Origin of the sequence: Mycobacterium sp. 1274761.0, assembly GCF_001668615.1 — a bacterium.
Lineage (GTDB): Bacteria > Actinomycetota > Actinomycetes > Mycobacteriales > Mycobacteriaceae > Mycobacterium.
In genome coordinates, this window is the sequence record NZ_LZMC01000038.1 from 74,320 (window position 1) to 90,725 (window position 16,406).

The window sequence follows — 16,406 nt, forward strand, 5'->3', positions numbered from 1 at the left end:
GAAATCCGGACTAGCCTTGATCTAGTGTGATTCGCCTTCAAAACATCCCCGCAAAACACCACCTGGCACGAGATGCTGGCCGTCTGGCAGGCCGCCGACGATATAGACGTCTTCGAGTCCGGCTGGACCTTCGACCACTTTTATCCGATCTTCTCCGACTCCACCGGACCCTGCCTCGAAGGCTGGACCACGCTGACCGCGCTGGGGCAGGCCACCAAGCGGTTGCGCGTCGGGGTGCTCGTCACCGGCATCCATTATCGTCATCCCGCCGTGCTGGCAAACATGGCTTCGGCGCTGGACATCATCTCCAACGGTCGTCTGGAGCTGGGCATCGGTGCCGGCTGGAACGAGGAGGAATCGGGCGCCTACGGGATCGAGCTCGGCTCGATCAGGGAACGCTTCGACCGGTTCGAGGAAGCGTGCGAGGTGCTCATCAGCCTGCTGAGCAAGGAGACGACGACCTTCGACGGCAAGTACTACCAACTCAAGGACGCGCGCAACGAGCCGAAAGGCCCGCAGCAGCCGCACCCGCCAATCTGCATCGGGGGTAGCGGCGAGAAGCGCACACTGCCGCTGACCGCGAAGTACGCCGATCACTGGAACTTTGTCGGCGGACCGCCGGAGGAGTTTGCGCGCAAGCGCGACGTGCTCGCCGCCCGGTGCGAAGACATCGGCCGCGACCCGAAGGAGATCACGCTGTCGGCGCACGTTCGGCTGGAATCCGCGCGCGCGAAAAACGGAGAAGATACTGACTTGGATTACGCCAAGGCGGTCGACGAGGCAGGCGCGCTGGGAGCCGAAGGACTGGACCTCGCGATCATCTATCTGCCGCCGCCGCATGACCCCGCCGTGTTGGCGCCGCTGGCCGAGGCGATCAGGGATTCGGGGCTGAGCAGCAAAGATGGTTGACGATAACGAAAATATAACGGTCGGGCAAAGGGTTGGTCACATCGCGGCGATACACCGCGTTCGGACCGGGTTTGCGGTTGCTAGAAGCCGTAACGGACGAGTTCGTCGGCAGTGATCAGGCGCTCGGCCTTCGCCGGGTACTCACGGCACTTCACGGGGTGGCGGAACAATGACCAGGCGATTCGACTCATCCGTGAGCGGGAGAGTGGGTTGAGGTACACGTCGATCACTCCTGCGGTATAGCAATTGCTGAACCGAGGCACTACGTTACCGCAGCGCCCTCACCAAGTCATTAAATAACGCTGATCTGGCAAACAGAATTAGGCGCGCCGGTTAAAAAGCAGATGATTTTATTGATGCAGAAGTGACAGATGTTGTTCAGCTGACGTACACATCATTCAGGGTGACGGTGCGCAACCGGCGCTCCCGGATGAGGTCGACGAGCCGGCCGTAGACGTGGGTGACCGGCTCGTGGTTGAGGTGTCCGATCACGATCGAACCCGGCGTGAAGTACTTCTCGGCCATCTTGACGATCTCCTCGGCCGGCAGCACCACGTGGTCCTCCAACGAGCCCGACCACAATGTGCCCGCGGTGTATCCGAGCTCGCCGCAGACCGTGTCGACGTTGGCGTTGTGCGCGCCGTAGGGCGGCCGGAAGTAGGGCCGGGCGTCCACGCCGTAGGCCTTCCACAGGAAGTCGTGGGTGTGCCGAAGCTCTTCTGCCACAGCGGTTAACGGCAACTTCGTCAGGTCCGGATGAGACCAGGTGTGGTTGCCGAGCTGGATCTGCCCACTGTCGACGAGCGGCCGCAACAGCGCCTGGTTCTCCGTCCACGACCGGTAGGCGCCGTTGACGAAGTACGTCAGCCGCACACCGGTGTCCCTGGCGAACTCGGTGTAGAGCCGCACCACATCGCTGCTGACACCATCATCGACGGTCAGCGCCAAGAGGTCCCCGCCGTCGGGCAGGGTGGCAAGCATGCCGCCACCCGGCAGCGGAATTCGCGCCACGCGCGGGGGCGGCGGCAGAAGCGGTGGCGGTTGTTCGACGGCGACCGGGGTCGCCTCGGTGGCGCGGGGCTGCGCGGCCGTGCTACACCGGGTCAACCCCATGGCGCCGACCGTCACCGCAGAAAGCGCCACCAGAAAGTGCCGCCGGTCCAGTTGCATGGCACTTACTGTCGCGCGTGCGGGCGCGAAAACCCGCTCATTGGCGGGCGTGTCGCGTCAGCGCTGGGGGACGGCGGTGGGCTTGATCGGCGCAGGTAGCACTGTGTTGCCCATCAGGAACCGGTCGACGCCCGCGGCGGCCGCGCGGCCCTCGGCGATGGCCCACACGATCAGCGACTGTCCACGCCCCATGTCACCGGCGACGAAAACACCCGGCACCGAGGTGGCGAAGTCGGCGTCCCGTGCCACGTTGCCGCGGTCGGTCAGCTCGACGTTCAGGTCGGTCAGCAGGCCTTCGCGCTCGGGCCCGACGAAGCCCATCGCCAGCAGCACCAGGTCGGCTTCCATCTCGAACTCGGTGCCGTCGACCTTCTCGAACCTGCCGCCGACCATCTGCACCTCGTGCCCGCGCAGGCCGGTGACCTTGCCGTCGCGGCCGATGAACTCCTCGGTGTTCACCGAGTACACGCGCTCGCCGCCCTCTTCATGGGCCGAGGACACCCGGAACATCAGCGGATAAACCGGCCACGGCGTCGAGTCGGCGCGTGTTTCCGGCGGCCGCGGCATGATCTCGAACTGGTGCACGCTCTCGCAGCCCTGCCGGTGCACGGTGCCCAGGCAGTCTGCGCCGGTGTCGCCGCCGCCGATGATGACGACCTTCTTGCCCTTGGCGTGCAGCGGCGGCAGGCCCTCGTCGTCGGTCACCGGATCGCCCTGCTGCACCCGGTTGGCCCACGGCAGGAACTCCATGGCCTGGTGGATGCCGTCCAGCTCCCGGCCGGGAATGGGTAGATCCCGCCAGGCCGTCGCACCGCCGGACAGGACGACCGCGTCGAACTGCGACCGCAGCTCCTCGGCGGAGATGTCCACGCCGACATTGCAGTTGGCCTGGAAGCGGGTGCCTTCGGCCTCCATCTGCTCGAGGCGGCGGTCGATGTGGCGCTTCTCCATCTTGAACTCGGGGATGCCGTAGCGCAGTAGCCCGCCGATGCGGTCCGCACGCTCGAACACGGTGACGGTGTGACCGGCACGGGTGAGCTGCTGGGCGGCGGCCAGCCCGGCCGGGCCCGACCCGACGACCGCGACTGTCTTGCCCGTCAGCTTGTTCGGCGGCAGCGGCACCACCCAGCCCTCGTCGAAGGCGTTGTCGATGATCTCGACCTCGACCTGCTTGATGGTGACCGGATCCTGGTTGATCCCCAGCACGCAGGAACCCTCACACGGCGCAGGACACAGCCGGCCGGTGAACTCCGGGAAGTTGTTGGTGGCGTGCAGCCGCTCGATCGCGTCCCGCCAGCGGTCGTTGCGGACCAGATCGTTCCACTCGGGAATCAGGTTGCCCAGCGGACAGCCGTTGTGGCAGAACGGAATACCGCAGTCCATGCAGCGGGTGGCCTGCTCGCGCAGCATGTCGTGGGAGAAGTCCTCGTAAACCTCTTTCCAGTCACGCAACCGCAGCGGGACCGGCCGCCGCTGCGGGGTCTCGCGCTTGGTGTACTTCAGAAAACCGCGGGGGTCAGCCATTCGCCGCCGCCATGATCGCGGTGGCTATGCCGTCTTCGTCCGCCCCGTCTTGCTCCGCGTCGGCGATTGCCTGCAGTACGCGCTTGAAGTCGCGCGGCATCACCTTGACGAAGTTCTTCAATTCGTTGTCCCAGTCAGCCAGAATTTGTTGCCCCACAGCGGAATCGGTGGCATCGACGTGTGCCGTGATGATGCCGCGCAAGTATTCGACGTCCTCGTTGTCCATCTCGTCGAGGTCTACCATCTCGGAGTTGAGGTTCTGCTCGAAGGTGCCGTCGACGTTGTAGACGTAGGCCACCCCGCCGGACATGCCGGCCGCGAAGTTGCGGCCGCATGCTCCGAGGATGACCACCTTCCCGCCGGTCATGTACTCGCATCCGTGGTCGCCGACGCCCTCGACCACCGCGTGTGCGCCGGAGTTGCGCACCGCGAACCGCTCGCCGACCACACCGCGGAGGAAGACCTGCCCGCTGGTGGCGCCGAACAGGATCACGTTGCCTGCGATGATGTTGTCCTCGGCGACGTAGTCTTCAGGCGCGTTGTCGGATGGGCGTACGACAAGCCGTCCGCCCGAAAGCCCCTTGCCGACATAGTCGTTGGCGTCGCCGTACACCCGCAGGGTGATGCCCTTCGGCACGAATGCACCGAAGCTGTTGCCCGCCGACCCGTCGAACGTGATGTCGATGGTCCCGTCGGGAAGCCCTTCTCCCCCATAAGCCTTGGTGAGCTCGTGACCGAGCATCGTGCCGACCGTGCGGTTGGTGTTGGCGATCGTGGTCGAGAAGCGCACAGGCGTGCCCGAATCCAGCGCCTCCCGGCACATCACGATCAGCTGCTGGTCCAGCGCCTTGTCCAGACCGTGGTCCTGACGCGAGCTGCAGTACAGGTCCTGGTTCATGAACGCCGACTCCGGCTCGTGCAGCACCGGCGCCAGGTCGAGCTTGTGAGCCTTCCAGTGCTCGGCGGCCTGTGTGGTATCCAGCGAGCCAACCTGGCCGACCATCTCGTTGACGGTGCGGAAGCCCAACTGAGCCATCATTTCCCGCACTTCCTCGGCGATGAACATGAAGAAGTTCTCGACGAACTCCGGCTTGCCCGCGAACCGCTTGCGCAGCGTCGGATTCTGGGTCGCCACGCCGACGGGGCAGGTGTCGAGGTGGCAGACACGCATCATGATGCAGCCCGACACCACCAGCGGCGCGGTGGCGAAGCCGAACTCCTCGGCACCCAGCAGCGCGGCGATGACGACGTCGCGGCCGGTCTTGAGCTGGCCGTCCACCTGGACGACGATGCGGTCGCGAAGCCCGTTGAGCAGCAACGTCTGCTGCGTCTCGGCGAGCCCGAGCTCCCACGGCGCGCCCGCGTGCTTCATCGACGTCAGCGGCGTGGCCCCGGTGCCGCCGTCGTGACCGGAGATCAGCACGACGTCGGCGTGCGCCTTCGACACGCCGGCTGCCACCGTTCCCACTCCGTTTTCGGAGACCAGCTTGACGTGCACACGGGCTTGCGGGTTCGCGTTCTTCAGGTCGTGGATCAGCTGGGCGAGATCCTCGATCGAGTAGATGTCGTGGTGCGGCGGCGGGGAGATCAGGCCGACGCCGGGTGTGGAGTGCCGCACCTCGGCCACCCACGGGTACACCTTGTTACCCGGAAGCTGGCCGCCCTCACCGGGTTTCGCCCCCTGGGCCATCTTGATCTGGATGTCGGTGCAGTTGGACAGGTAGTGGCTGGTGACGCCGAACCGGCCGGATGCCACCTGCTTGATCGCGCTGCGCCGCCAGTCGCCGTTCTCGTCACGGTCGAACCGGCTGACGGCCTCGCCGCCCTCGCCCGAATTCGACCGCCCGCCAAGGCGGTTCATCGCGATTGCCAGCGTCTCGTGCGCCTCCGCGGAGATCGATCCGTAGCTCATCGCGCCGGTAGAGAATCGCTTGACGATCTCGCTGGCCGGCTCGACCTCGTCGATCGGCACCGGGGGGCGTTCACCGTCTTTGAACTTCAGGAGACCGCGCAGCGACGCCATCCGCTCGCTCTGGTCGTCGACCAGCTTGGTGTACTCCTTGAAGATGTCGTACTGGCCGGTGCGGGTGGAGTGCTGCAGCTTGAACACCGTGTCCGGGTTGAACAGGTGGTACTCGCCCTCGCGGCGCCACTGGTACTCGCCGCCCACCTCGAGCTCGCGGTGGGCCCACTCGTCGGGCCGGTCCAGGTAGGCCAACGCGTGCCTGCGCGCCACGTCGTCGGCGATGTCGTCGAGGTCGATGCCGCCGACCGGGCACGTCAGGCCCGTGAAGTACTCATCGAGCACGGCCTGGCTGATGCCGACCGCCTGGAACAGCTGCGCGCCGGTATAGGACGCCAGCGTCGAGATGCCCATCTTCGACATCACCTTCAGCACGCCCTTACCCGCGGCCTTGACATAGTTCGCCTTGGCCTGGTCGCTGCTGATGCCGGTGATGATGCCGCGGTCGACCATGTCCTCGATCGACTCAAACGCCATGTACGGGTTGATCGCGGCGGCGCCGAAACCAACCAGGCAGGCCATGTGGTGCACCTCGCGGGCGTCGCCCGCCTCGACGACCAGGCCGACCTGGGTGCGGGTGCGGTCGCGGACCAGATGGTGGTGTACGGCGGACACGCTCAGCAGCGACGGGATGGGCGCCATCGACTCATCGGACTCCCGGTCGGACAGCACGATGATGCGCGCGCCGTCGCGGATCGCCGCCGACACCCGTGCCCTGACGTTGTCGAGCGCCTCCTTGAGGCCTTGGCCGCCGCGGTTCACCGGGTACAGGCACCGGATCACCGCTGCGCGCATGCCGTGCTTGTGGCCGCGGATCTCGTGATCGGGGTCGACGCACATCAGCTTCGACAGTTCGGCGTTGCGCAGGATCGGCTGCGACAGCACGATCTGGCGGCACGAGTCGGCCGTCGGGTTGAGCAGGTCGCCCTCCGGGCCGAGGGTGCCCTGGAGGCTGGTCACCACCTCTTCGCGGATGGCGTCCAGCGGCGGGTTGGTCACCTGGGCGAACAGCTGCTGGAAATAGTCGTAGAGCATGCGCGGCCGCTCCGAGAGCACGGCGACGGGAGTGTCGGTGCCCATCGAGCCGATCGGCTCGGCACCGGTGCGCGCCATCGGCGCCACCAGCAGGTTGAGTTCCTCGTAGGTGAAGCCAAAGATCTGCTGGCGCAAGACAACCCGGTGATGCGGCATACGTACGTAGTCGCCAGGCGGCAGTTCGTCGAGCTTGAACCGACCGGCGTCGAGCCATTCCTGGTAGGGATGCTCGGCGGCCAGCTCGGCCTTGATCTCCTCGTCGTCGACGATGCGTCCCTTGGACGTGTCGACCAAGAACATGCGGCCCGGCTGCAGCCGCATTTTCTTGACGACGGTCGACGGGTCGAGGTCAAGCACGCCAGCCTCGGAGGCCATCACCACCAGGCCGTCCTTGGTCACCCAGATGCGCGACGGGCGCAGGCCGTTGCGGTCCAGCACGGCGCCGATCACGGTGCCGTCGGTAAAGGTCATCGACGCGGGGCCGTCCCACGGCTCCATCAGCGACGCGTGGTACTCGTAGAACGCCCTGCGCGCGGGGTCCATCGACTCGTTGCGCTCCCACGCCTCCGGGATCATCATCAGTACCGCGTGCGGCAGGCTGCGGCCGCCAAGGTGAAGCAGTTCCAGCACCTCGTCGAACCGCGCGGTGTCCGAGGCGCCGGGCGTACACACCGGCACGATCTTGTCGAGGCTGCGGCCCTTGTCACGGCCGTCGCCGCCGGCCGAGCCGAACACGTCGGTGTTGATCAGCGCTTCCCGCGCCCGCATCCAGTTCTCGTTGCCGGTGACGGTGTTGATCTCGCCGTTGTGGGCGATCCGGCGGAACGGGTGGGCCAGCGGCCACGACGGGAACGTGTTGGTCGAGAAGCGCGAGTGCACGATGCCCAGCGCGCTGGTCAGCCGGTCGTCCTGCAGATCGAGGTAGAACGCCTTGAGCTGCGGCGTGGTCAGCATTCCCTTGTAGACGAATGTCTGCCCGGAAAGGCTTGGAAAATAGACGGTTTCGCGCCCGGGCCCGTCCTGGCCGGGGCCCTTGGTGCCGAGTTCGTGTTCGGCGCGCTTGCGCACTACATAGGCGCGACGCTCGAGCTCCATGCCACTCGCGCCCGCGATGAACACCTGCCGGAACGTCGGCATGGCGTCGCGCGCCAGGGCACCGAGCGACGAGTCGTCGGTGGGCACCTCTCGCCAACCCAGCACCTCCAGGCCCTCGGCCTCGGCGATCTTTTCGACGGCTTCACATGCCGTCGCCGCGTCCTTCGACGACTGCGGCAGAAACGCAATGCCCGTGGCGTAGCTGCCGGCTTCGGGCAGCTCGAAGGCTTCCTTTTCGCAGACTTCTCGCAAGAAGTCATCGGGCACCTGCAGCAGGATGCCCGCACCGTCGCCGGTGTGCGGCTCGGCGCCCTGGGCGCCGCGGTGCTCGAGGTTGACCAGGGCCGTGATGGCCATGTCGACGATGTCGCGGCTACGGCGGCCATGCATGTCCGCGACCATGGCGACGCCGCACGCATCATGCTCGAACGCGGGGTCATATAGCCCGCGCGCACGCGAGGAGCGAAACAGCCCTGGCTGTACGGGCGCCATTCCCACCTAGCCCTTCAAAACACCTACGGAAAATCTGTGCTGGCCGTCGACGACGGCGTTAGCCGGTCATGCGTGGAGGGCGCCTCCGTGCAGCACTGAACGACGACCCCTACCCCACTCGGCACAAGTGGGGAAAACGATATGACAAACCCCGGCTGACATGCCAACTTAGTCGCACCTAACTAGCCCGCCCGGCCACCGCGGCAACGCTGCCCCATGTGCTGCCATGATACGGGCGAAGCCCTTGCGCGCCTTAGCCTTTGGGTGATCGGAGGCGGACTGGCCCGGTCGGCACCGCGGGTACGGGTGCGACGAACATCACTAATCGAGATTGCTGCGGTCGATCCCGGCCGCCTATTACAAGGGAAAAGACGATCTTGTTCGTTTGCTGGAAAGCCTATCCAGTTTCTTAGAGTAGCCCGCCCGCTCACCCCTCACGAGCGGGCAGGCAGCGGGCTGATCAGCGGTGAACGGGGTATCCGCCGCGCTCGGCAAGCGAGCGCAGTTGCTTGAGCGCGAACGTGCGACCCCGTCCGCCCTCGGGAATGTGAATACCGGCCCACATGCCCTGGGCGCCGGGCATCTCGCAGGCCTCCTTCGCACACAGCCAGCGCCGCGGGCAGGACCGGCAGACCGCCTTGGTCTGGTCGTCGGTTGCGGTCATCCACCGTTCCGGGTCTTGAGTGCACGCGCCGATCTGGCCGTCGGTCAGTACAGGTAGGTCGATCATGACGGTCATGGCCCGTTCCTCTCGCTCGCCGGCCGTTAAGGAAAACGTAGCGTTCTTTCCGTAGCAGCGCAACACTTGCTACCGGTTTTGCGGCTCGGCGAGGTTGGCCCGTCGCGGCCGGTTCTGCTGGCTACACTGGGCGGGTGGACGAGGACGCCGGCGATCCGGGCATCGCCCGCGCTGGTGCCGCGGTTGCCGCCCGGCGTCGTGAATTGGACATCAAACAGCGGAATCTCGCGAAGTACAAGATCATCAACGCCGGTGCGCTTATCGCGTTCGAGAAGGGCCGCAGCTGGCCGAGGGAACGGACGCGGGCCAAGCTCGAGGAGATCCTGCAATGGCCCGCCGGAACCATAGCGACGATACGGTATGGCGGTCCGGTTCCCGGGGCTGCGACGGCGCCGCCCGCCGACGACGGGGCGGCCTCGCTGATCGTCGGCGCGGTCGAGGTGGCCATGAAGACCTTCGGCGCGGCCATCGAATCGCTGCCTCCCGACGACGACGCGGAGTTCTCCTCGCGCGTCACGGTCATCCTGGCCGATCTGCGCAAGCTCGAAGCGGTGGTGGCCCGCGCCGCCCAGCGCAGCCGCGGCACGCCCGACGTGGTGCTGGCGCTGAAGACGGTCCGGAGCAGCTACGACGACCTGATGTTCCGTGCGGCCGCCGCGCCGGGGGCAACGCTCGGCCAGCGGCTCTACGCCGCGCGCCGACGCGCCAACCTGTCGGCGGCCGAGACCGCCAACGCGGCGGGCCTTCCCACGGAGCTCGTCGACGCGGTCGAAGCGGGCGAACCGGCCACTGAGGCCGACGCCGCCACCCTGAATGCCCTCATCACCTCGCTCGATGGCTGATACTGGGCCCGTGGCACTGCCCGATCTCGTTCGCAACGTCGGCGACGTGTTGTCGCGGGCGCACACATTGTTCGGCACCGCCGACCCGGACGCGGCCGCCGCTACCCCCGACCGGTTGACCGACATCACCGACACCATCCGCTCCGGTCAGGAGCAGGCCGCCTCGATGACCGGCGACGCGATCACCGGCTACGCCGACTTCGCGCACGGCACCCGAGAAGCACTGGACCATCTGTCCGGCGTCGAATCCGAGCTCGGCCGGCGCCTGCAGGATGCCGCCGAGGCGGTGACCGCCGCCCATACGGCATCCGGGTCGGCCCTCGACGTCGCGTCGTCGGCGTCGGACGCGCTCGACCAGCTGACCGGTGCACCCGCCGCCGAGATCGCCGTTATCCGGGCACTTCGCGCGCAGGTGGGACACGAGCTCGAGCTGATCCGCACCCAGCAGGCCCTCGCCGAGCAGCTCGGCGCGCAGTTGCTTGGCCTGGGCTACTGATCCGCGCAGCGGCCAGCCGGTGGAAGATCCCGATCAGCCCGACGATTCCCCCCGGGGTGCTGTCCGCATCTGCCTCACGGCGCTGGTGGCCGGTGTCCTCATCGGGTTCGTCGGTGCCGCATTCCGCTGGTGTCTGCAGACGGCCGACCGCTGGCGCATCGACCTGGTCGACTGGGCACACGACCTGCCGGGGCCCAGCTGGCTGGTGCCGATCGCGGCTGCCGCGGCAGGCGCGACGCTGGCCGCCCTGATCGTCCGGTGGGAGCCGTTGGCCGCCGGCAGCGGCATTCAACACGTCGAGGCCGTCTTCCGCGGCGAAGCCCGACCGCCGCCGATCCGGCTGCTCCCGGCGAAGTTCGTCGGCGGCGTGCTGAGCATCGGCTCCGGGTTGGTGCTCGGCCGCGAGGGGCCCACAGTGCACATGGGGGCGGCCATCGGGGCCGAAGCAGCGCGGCGCGCTGCCCTGCCCGACGCCGAAGTCAGGATGATGCAGACAGCGCTCGGCGGCGCGGGCCTGGCGGTCGCGTTCAACGCGCCGATCGGCGGCACGCTGTTCACCCTTGAAGAGGTCACCAAGTCGTTTCGGGTAAAGGCCGTGCTCGCAACGCTTTTCGCGGCCGTCACCGCGGTGAGCTGTTCTCGCTGGGTGCTGGGCAACCATGCCGACTTCCACGTCGCGTCCGTCGGCGGCGCACCGGCACTCGCGTGGTTGCCGCTGTTCGTCGTCTTCGGGCTTCTCACCGGATGCGTCGGCGCTGCCTACAACAGGCTGATCCTGTGGTCCCTCGACCACGTCGCGGCGATCCAGCGCATACCCACGGTCGCCAAAGCCGCCGTGATCGGCGCACTCATCGGTGGCGCGATGTTCGCTCACCCCCTTGCGGTGGGTGGTGGCGACGATCTGACGCAGCGGATCCTCGGCGGCGGACACATCGCGGTCTCTGCCGCCGTCGCGATCCTCCTGGTGCGGTTAGTCGCCGGCCCACTGTCGTATTCGGCCGCGGTTCCCGGCGGGCTCTTCGCCCCGTTGCTGGCGGTCGGCGCGTTATGGGGCCTGGTGTTCATTGCGGGTTTCGGTGCCGTCTGGCCCGGCGGCACAACGCAATTGGCGGTGCCCATGGCCCTGGTCGGAATGGCCGCCCTCTTCGGGGCAGCGGTGCGTGCACCGTTGACCGGGATGGTGGTGGTCACCGAAATGACCGCCACCACCGAGACGTTAGTGCCGATGATGGCCGCTACCGCCGCCGCGGTGCTGGCCGCGTGGCGCCTCAATTCCCCGCCGATCTATGACAGCCTGCGTGAACGCATGCCCGAAACGAAGTAAGCACCGCGCGATCACGACAATTGCGGTCCCAAAACAATTCGGCAACAACCTCTTCAACGGGGTCGTCGCGCGCGCACCCTGGCGACCATGACACCACCGACCATGCTGCACCGTCTGGTCGCAGAATTCATCGGCACCTTCTGGCTGGTGCTCGGCGGCTGCGGCAGCGCCGTGTTCGCGGCCAAGTTCGCGTCCTCGGACGGCACCTCGCTCGGCGTCGGATTTCTCGGCGTCGCACTGGCATTCGGCCTCACCGTGCTCACCGGCGTGTATGCGTTCGGCACGGTGTCCGGCGGCCATTTCAACCCGGCGGTCACGCTCGGGGCGGCGCTGGCGCGCCGCGTGGAATGGAAGGCCCTGCCCGGCTACTGGGTCGTGCAGGTCGTCGGTGGTCTGGTGGCGGGAGCGGTGATTCTCGTTGTGGCCAAAGGCAAGGACGGTTTCGAGGCCACCGGCAACATGGCCGCCAATGGATACGGCGAGCACTCCCCCGGCGGCTATTCGCTCACCGCCGTCCTCATCATCGAGATCATCCTCACCGCGGTGTTCCTCTTGGTGATCCTGGGCTCGACCGACGACAGGTGGCCCGCCTCAAAAGGTTTCGCCGGGCTGTCGATCGGCTTGACCCTGACCCTGGTCCACCTGATCTCGATCCCGATCTCGAACACCTCGGTCAACCCTGCACGGTCCACGGGCGTCGCGTTCTTCAACGGTGCCGGCGCACCCGCGCAACTGTGGGTGTTCTGGCTCGCCCCCCTGGTTGGCGCGGCGATTGCAGGGCTGGCGTACCCCTACCTCTTCGGTAAGGCGGGCGAACTCGCCACCGAACCGGTACGGGACGACGCGTTGGACGGACCCGGTCCTACTTGACCGGTGCCTTCTTTTTGGCCCGGTTCGCGGCAGCCTTCTCGGTCTTGGCGCCCTGATTGGCGAGCTGGCCACCGGCGTTCTCGAGGTGAGCGCGCACGAACCACTGGAACTTCTCCAATTCGGCTGCGTGGGCGATCAACATGTCCTGGGTCACCGGATCGAGCTCTTCGGTCCGCTCGATGGACTTGCGGGTGTCCTCGATGACGCCCGTGTAGACCAGGTCAAGCGCCGCCAGGTGGGCCTGGACGGTGTCGCGTTCCACCGAGTAGTCATCCCACGTCCGGTCGTTGATGATGGCTCCTGGCGTACCCAATGGCGACTTGCCCAGCGTGGCAATCCGCTCGGCGACCTCGTCGGCGTAACCGCGCACCAGCTCCACCTGCGGGTCGATCATCTCGTGCACGCCGATGAAGTTCGGACCGACCACATTCCAGTGAACGTGCTTGAGCGTGAGGTGCAGATCGTTGTACCGGCTCAGCGCCTTCTGTAGCAGCTCGGCGACCTCATTGCTCTGCTTGTTCGACAGGCCGGGGACTGTGAACTGAGTCATCGAAAGCTCCTTCGCACGTGATGGACCGGGGCGATGTCTCTTCGGGTCTACCCGAGCCCACCACGCGGTAATCACGCCGCGGGCGACGTCACAAATCGGCCAGCTTCGGAATGGCCTGCCGGGCGCCGAACCGCGGGTTGCGCGCCAGGCCGCTGACTTCGAGGAGACGGACCGCGCGGTGGCGGTGGGGACGGACCGGTGCAAGCAGGTCGATCATGGCCTCGTCGTCGATCGGATGTCCGAGCAGGCTCCAGCCGACCACCTTCGCCAGGTGGTAGTCGCCGACAGACAGGGCGTCGGCGTCGCCGAACGCCCGCTGCGCCGTCTCGGCGGCTGTCCATATGCCGACCCCCGGCAGGGAGGTCAACGCCTGGCGCGCCTGCTCCGCGGGCCGCGTCACAAGCCGTTCGAGCGAATCGGCCCGCTGTGCGCAGCCGACGACCGTGCGCGCCCTGCCCGGGTCGACGTTGGCCAGGTGGAACTCCCAGGACGGGATCCGTCGCCACACGTCGGCAGGTGGTGGCACACGCATGCGCGCGGGCGCCGGGCCCGGCGCGGGTGAACCGAATTTGGTGACCAGCACCCGCCATGCCCGAAACGCGTCCTTGCCCGCCACCCGCTGTTCAATGACCGCCGGGATCAGCGCTTCCAGCACCCGTCCGGTGCGGCCCAGGCGCAGATGCGGCACCCGCCGGTGCGCCTCGGCGAGCGTCGGGTCGGCCGGGACGAAACCGCTCGCGTCGTCGTGCGCGCCAAGCAGGGCGGCGAACCCGTCGGCGAACTCCGCCGCCCCGGCGCCCCACGCCTCGCCGGCGATAGTGCGGGGGTCTGCCCTGCTGATCCGCGCGGTCACCGGCCCCGTGCGCATCAGGCTGGTGCGCCAGATGGCCCCGTCGGACGTCGTCTTGTAGCACGGGTCGCCGCCGCCGCGGCGTAACGGCGACAGCGTGTAGGAGGGACTGACCGGTCCCGGGAACTCCACGCTGGTTTCGACGGCGGTGCCACGCATTTCAGCCAATAGTGACATCGGCCTTGTCGGGATAGAACGCGACGTGGCCGGCGATGTCGGCGACGGCCGGATACGGCTGCTCGTAGCTCCAGATGGCGTCTTCGACGATCGCGCCCGCCGCGGTGGTGACGTGGTAGTAGCGGGCGTCGCCCTTGTAGGGGCAGTACGACGTGGTGTCGCTCGACGTCAACACCGACTGCACGATGTCAGCGAGCGGGATGTACTGCACCGCCGCATACGTCGACTCCTGCAGCGTCAGCGCGTTGTCGCTCTCGGCGACGACCTCGCCGTTGACCGTCACGACGACGTGCCTGCCGGTGGGCTCGACGGTGATCGGGTGGTCGGCGGAGGGCTCGCGGACGGGTTTGGTGGTCATATCTGGGCCAACGTGGCAAGCGCCACACCTGTTCCGCGTGCGCGGATACGATTTGCACTATGCCTGTTCTCGGACCCGCCACTGTCGAGGCGTCGGTGAAGATCTCCGCCCCGCCCACCGCCATCTATGAGCTGCTCACCGACCTCCCGACCCTTGCGACGCTGGGTGAAGAGGTCGAGGAGATGGCGTGGCGCAAGGGCACCAGCGCCACGCCCGGCGCCAAATTCCGTGGCCGCAACCGCCACGAGAACCACAAATGGACGACGACGTGCACGGTCACCGATGCCGATCCCGGACGTACATTCGCCTTCGACGTCAAGACTTTCGGTGTCGTGCCGGTCGCGCATTGGCGCTATGAGCTGACCCCCACCGACGACGGCTGCACCGTCACCGAGCGGACGTGGGACAAACGGCCTGGATGGATCCGCAAGCCCGCCGGGCTCACGACCGGCGTGTCCGACCGGGCAGCCGCCAACGCCGAGCACATCAAGGTCACGTTGGAGAGGCTGAAGGCCAGGGCGGAGGCCGGCTAAGGGCGTCCGGCGATCTTGTCGGCGACGATGGCGATCGGCGACGTGGTCTGCCTGCCGCGGTTCTCATGCCAGTCGGCCAGCTTGTAGGCCGCATACATGCTGCGCACACCGAGCCAGCGCAATGGCTCGGGCTCCCAGTTCGGTGATTGGTGGCCCACCCACGGCAATGCCGCCAACGGAGTCTGTCGGTCGAGCACGAGATCGGCCAGGGTGCGGCCGGCGAGGTTCGTCGCGGTGACGCCGTGGCCGACATATCCACCGGCCCAACCCAATCCGGTGCTCTTGTCGAGCGCGACGCCGGCCGACCAGTCGCGCGGCACCGCGAGCACGCCGCACCAGCCGTGTGCGATCGGCACATCACGAACCTGCGGCAGCACCGCGCGCAGTGTGTGGGCCAGTTGGGTGATCGTACGTTCGGGGACACGCCCGTCGACGTCGGTGCGGGAGGCGTAGCGGTAGGGCACACTACGGCCGCCGATCGCGATGCGGTTGTCGGCAGTGCGCTGCGCGTAGAAGAACCCGTGCGCGGTGTCACCGACGGTTTCGCAACCGTCCCAACCGATCTCGTCCCAGAGCTCGTCGGGAATCGGCGCCGTCGCGATCATCGAGCTGTTCATCGGCAGCCAGCGCCTGCGCAGGCCCGCCAGTTTGGCGGTGAAGCCTTCGGTCGCCCGCAGCACGATCGGCGCGTTGACGGTGCCGCGCCCGGTGGTGGCCCTGCCGCGGTCGATCGCGGTGACCGGGGACTGCTCGTAGATGTCGACGCCCAGCCGCTGCACTGCGTCGGCCAAGCCTCGCGCCAGGCGTGCGGGTTGGATCCGGGCACAGTGCGGGTTGTGGTAGGCCGTGGTCACACGAGCGAACCGGATCCGTTCGGCGGCTTGCGCTTTCGTCAGCACAGCGATTCCGTCGACCTTCCAGCTGAGCTCGTCATCTGCTTCCGCGGCCAGCCGCGCGGCCTGCGCCGCGTTGCGGGCGATGTGAAGCGTGCCGCCCTTGACGATGTCGGCGTCGATGCCTTCACGGGCCGCGACGTCGATCACCTCGTCGATGGAGTCGTTGAGTGCGCGCTGCCAGGCGACGACGCGGTCACGTCCGTGCCGCTGCGCCAGCCGGTCACGGTCACCGGGGACCAGCCCGGACAGCCATCCGCCGTTGCGGCCCGACGCACCGAACCCGGCAAACCTGGCTTCCAGAATCGCGATCCGCAGTGACGGGTCGGCCCGCTTGAGGTAGTACGCCGTCCACAGCCCGGTGTAGCCGGCACCCACGATGCAGACGTCGGCGTCGCGGTTGCCGCCAAGCGCCGGCCGCGGGTCCGGCAGCCGGTCATACCAGTGCGACACCCGACCGTTGATTGTGCCCACCGCGCAATTCTTTCAACTTGTCAGAGGCCAGGCGCATGGTGTGACCAAGTAC

At 67.3% G+C, this 16,406-nt stretch carries 14 protein-coding genes; 6 read left to right on the plus strand and 8 right to left on the minus strand.

Annotation, left to right across the window (positions count from 1 at the left end):
• The first annotated feature begins 72 nt into the window (after positions 1-72).
• On the plus strand, positions 73-909 hold the full coding sequence (locus A5651_RS06310; protein ID WP_231988585.1) for an LLM class F420-dependent oxidoreductase: 837 nt from the start codon (positions 73-75) through the stop codon (positions 907-909).
• Positions 910-1,287: 378 nt separating this feature from the next.
• Here the strand turns inward: A5651_RS06310 and A5651_RS06315 are convergent, their stop codons facing one another.
• The 4 genes from A5651_RS06315 to A5651_RS06330 form a co-directional block, all read right to left on the minus strand.
• Complete coding sequence (locus A5651_RS06315; protein ID WP_066977295.1) at positions 1,288-2,073, minus strand: polysaccharide deacetylase family protein; 786 nt, start codon at positions 2,071-2,073, stop codon at positions 1,288-1,290.
• 63 nt (positions 2,074-2,136) lie between these two features.
• Positions 2,137-3,603 carry a glutamate synthase subunit beta gene (locus tag A5651_RS06320; RefSeq protein WP_066976883.1) on the minus strand — a complete coding sequence of 489 codons (1,467 nt, stop codon included), beginning with the start codon at positions 3,601-3,603 and terminating at the stop codon, positions 2,137-2,139.
• Positions 3,596-8,248 carry a glutamate synthase large subunit gene (gltB, locus tag A5651_RS06325; protein WP_066976886.1) on the minus strand — a complete coding sequence of 1,551 codons (4,653 nt, stop codon included), beginning with the start codon at positions 8,246-8,248 and terminating at the stop codon, positions 3,596-3,598. The genes A5651_RS06320 and gltB overlap by 8 nt, the downstream gene beginning before the upstream one ends.
• Positions 8,249-8,708: 460 nt before the next feature.
• Positions 8,709-8,987, minus strand: a complete 279-nt coding sequence (locus tag A5651_RS06330) for a WhiB family transcriptional regulator (protein WP_082943615.1) — start codon at positions 8,985-8,987, stop codon at positions 8,709-8,711.
• 134 nt (positions 8,988-9,121) lie between these two features.
• Here A5651_RS06330 and A5651_RS06335 point away from each other — a divergent pair, with 134 nt between their 5' ends.
• From A5651_RS06335 to aqpZ, 4 genes are all read left to right on the plus strand, one after another.
• Entirely contained in the window at positions 9,122-9,829 is a 708-nt protein-coding gene (locus tag A5651_RS06335; RefSeq protein ID WP_066976888.1) for a hypothetical protein, read from the plus strand.
• Between the two features lie 10 nt (positions 9,830-9,839).
• Positions 9,840-10,325 (plus strand): hypothetical protein, encoded by a 486-nt coding sequence (locus A5651_RS06340; protein WP_066976891.1) that lies wholly within the window; start codon positions 9,840-9,842, stop codon positions 10,323-10,325.
• 19 nt (positions 10,326-10,344) lie between these two features.
• Positions 10,345-11,649, plus strand: coding sequence for a ClC family H(+)/Cl(-) exchange transporter (locus A5651_RS06345; RefSeq protein ID WP_066976894.1), 1,305 nt, complete (start codon positions 10,345-10,347; stop codon positions 11,647-11,649).
• Between the two features lie 87 nt (positions 11,650-11,736).
• Positions 11,737-12,519 (plus strand): aquaporin Z, encoded by a 783-nt coding sequence (gene aqpZ, locus A5651_RS06350; protein WP_066976897.1) that lies wholly within the window; start codon positions 11,737-11,739, stop codon positions 12,517-12,519.
• Here the strand turns inward: aqpZ and A5651_RS06355 are convergent.
• The 3 genes from A5651_RS06355 to A5651_RS06365 form a co-directional block, all read right to left on the minus strand.
• Positions 12,512-13,069, minus strand: a complete 558-nt coding sequence (locus tag A5651_RS06355) for a Dps family protein (protein ID WP_066976900.1) — start codon at positions 13,067-13,069, stop codon at positions 12,512-12,514. The genes aqpZ and A5651_RS06355 overlap by 8 nt on opposite strands.
• A gap of 88 nt (positions 13,070-13,157) precedes the next feature.
• Complete coding sequence (locus A5651_RS06360; RefSeq protein WP_066976903.1) at positions 13,158-14,078, minus strand: DNA-3-methyladenine glycosylase; 921 nt, start codon at positions 14,076-14,078, stop codon at positions 13,158-13,160.
• A gap of 1 nt (position 14,079) precedes the next feature.
• The gene (locus A5651_RS06365; RefSeq protein ID WP_066976907.1) at positions 14,080-14,454 is read right to left on the minus strand and encodes a DUF427 domain-containing protein; all 375 of its coding nucleotides are present in this window, start codon (positions 14,452-14,454) and stop codon (positions 14,080-14,082) included.
• A 59-nt stretch (positions 14,455-14,513) separates the two neighbouring features.
• On the opposite strand from A5651_RS06365, the gene A5651_RS06370 reads away from it, so the two are divergent.
• Positions 14,514-14,987: an SRPBCC family protein gene (locus A5651_RS06370; RefSeq protein ID WP_066976910.1), complete on the plus strand. Its 474-nt coding sequence runs from the start codon at positions 14,514-14,516 to the stop codon at positions 14,985-14,987.
• Here A5651_RS06370 and A5651_RS06375 read toward each other — a convergent pair.
• Complete coding sequence (locus tag A5651_RS06375) at positions 14,984-16,354, minus strand: FAD-binding oxidoreductase (RefSeq protein WP_066976913.1); 1,371 nt, start codon at positions 16,352-16,354, stop codon at positions 14,984-14,986. The two genes, A5651_RS06370 and A5651_RS06375, sit on opposite strands and share 4 nt — an antisense overlap.
• Positions 16,355-16,406 lie beyond the last annotated feature (52 nt).

Coding starts and splice junctions, on each gene's coding strand:
- A5651_RS06310 (WP_231988585.1), top strand. CDS start 73: ATGCTGGCCGTCTGGCAGGCCGCCGACGATATAGACGTCTTCGAGTCC.
- A5651_RS06320 (WP_066976883.1), bottom strand. CDS start 3,603: ATGGCTGACCCCCGCGGTTTTCTGAAGTACACCAAGCGCGAGACCCCG.
- gltB (WP_066976886.1), bottom strand. CDS start 8,248: ATGGCGCCCGTACAGCCAGGGCTGTTTCGCTCCTCGCGTGCGCGCGGG.
- A5651_RS06330 (WP_082943615.1), bottom strand. CDS start 8,987: ATGACCGTCATGATCGACCTACCTGTACTGACCGACGGCCAGATCGGC.
- aqpZ (WP_066976897.1), top strand. CDS start 11,737: ATGACACCACCGACCATGCTGCACCGTCTGGTCGCAGAATTCATCGGC.
- A5651_RS06355 (WP_066976900.1), bottom strand. CDS start 13,069: ATGACTCAGTTCACAGTCCCCGGCCTGTCGAACAAGCAGAGCAATGAG.
- A5651_RS06360 (WP_066976903.1), bottom strand. CDS start 14,078: ATGCGTGGCACCGCCGTCGAAACCAGCGTGGAGTTCCCGGGACCGGTC.
- A5651_RS06365 (WP_066976907.1), bottom strand. CDS start 14,454: ATGACCACCAAACCCGTCCGCGAGCCCTCCGCCGACCACCCGATCACC.
- A5651_RS06370 (WP_066976910.1), top strand. CDS start 14,514: ATGCCTGTTCTCGGACCCGCCACTGTCGAGGCGTCGGTGAAGATCTCC.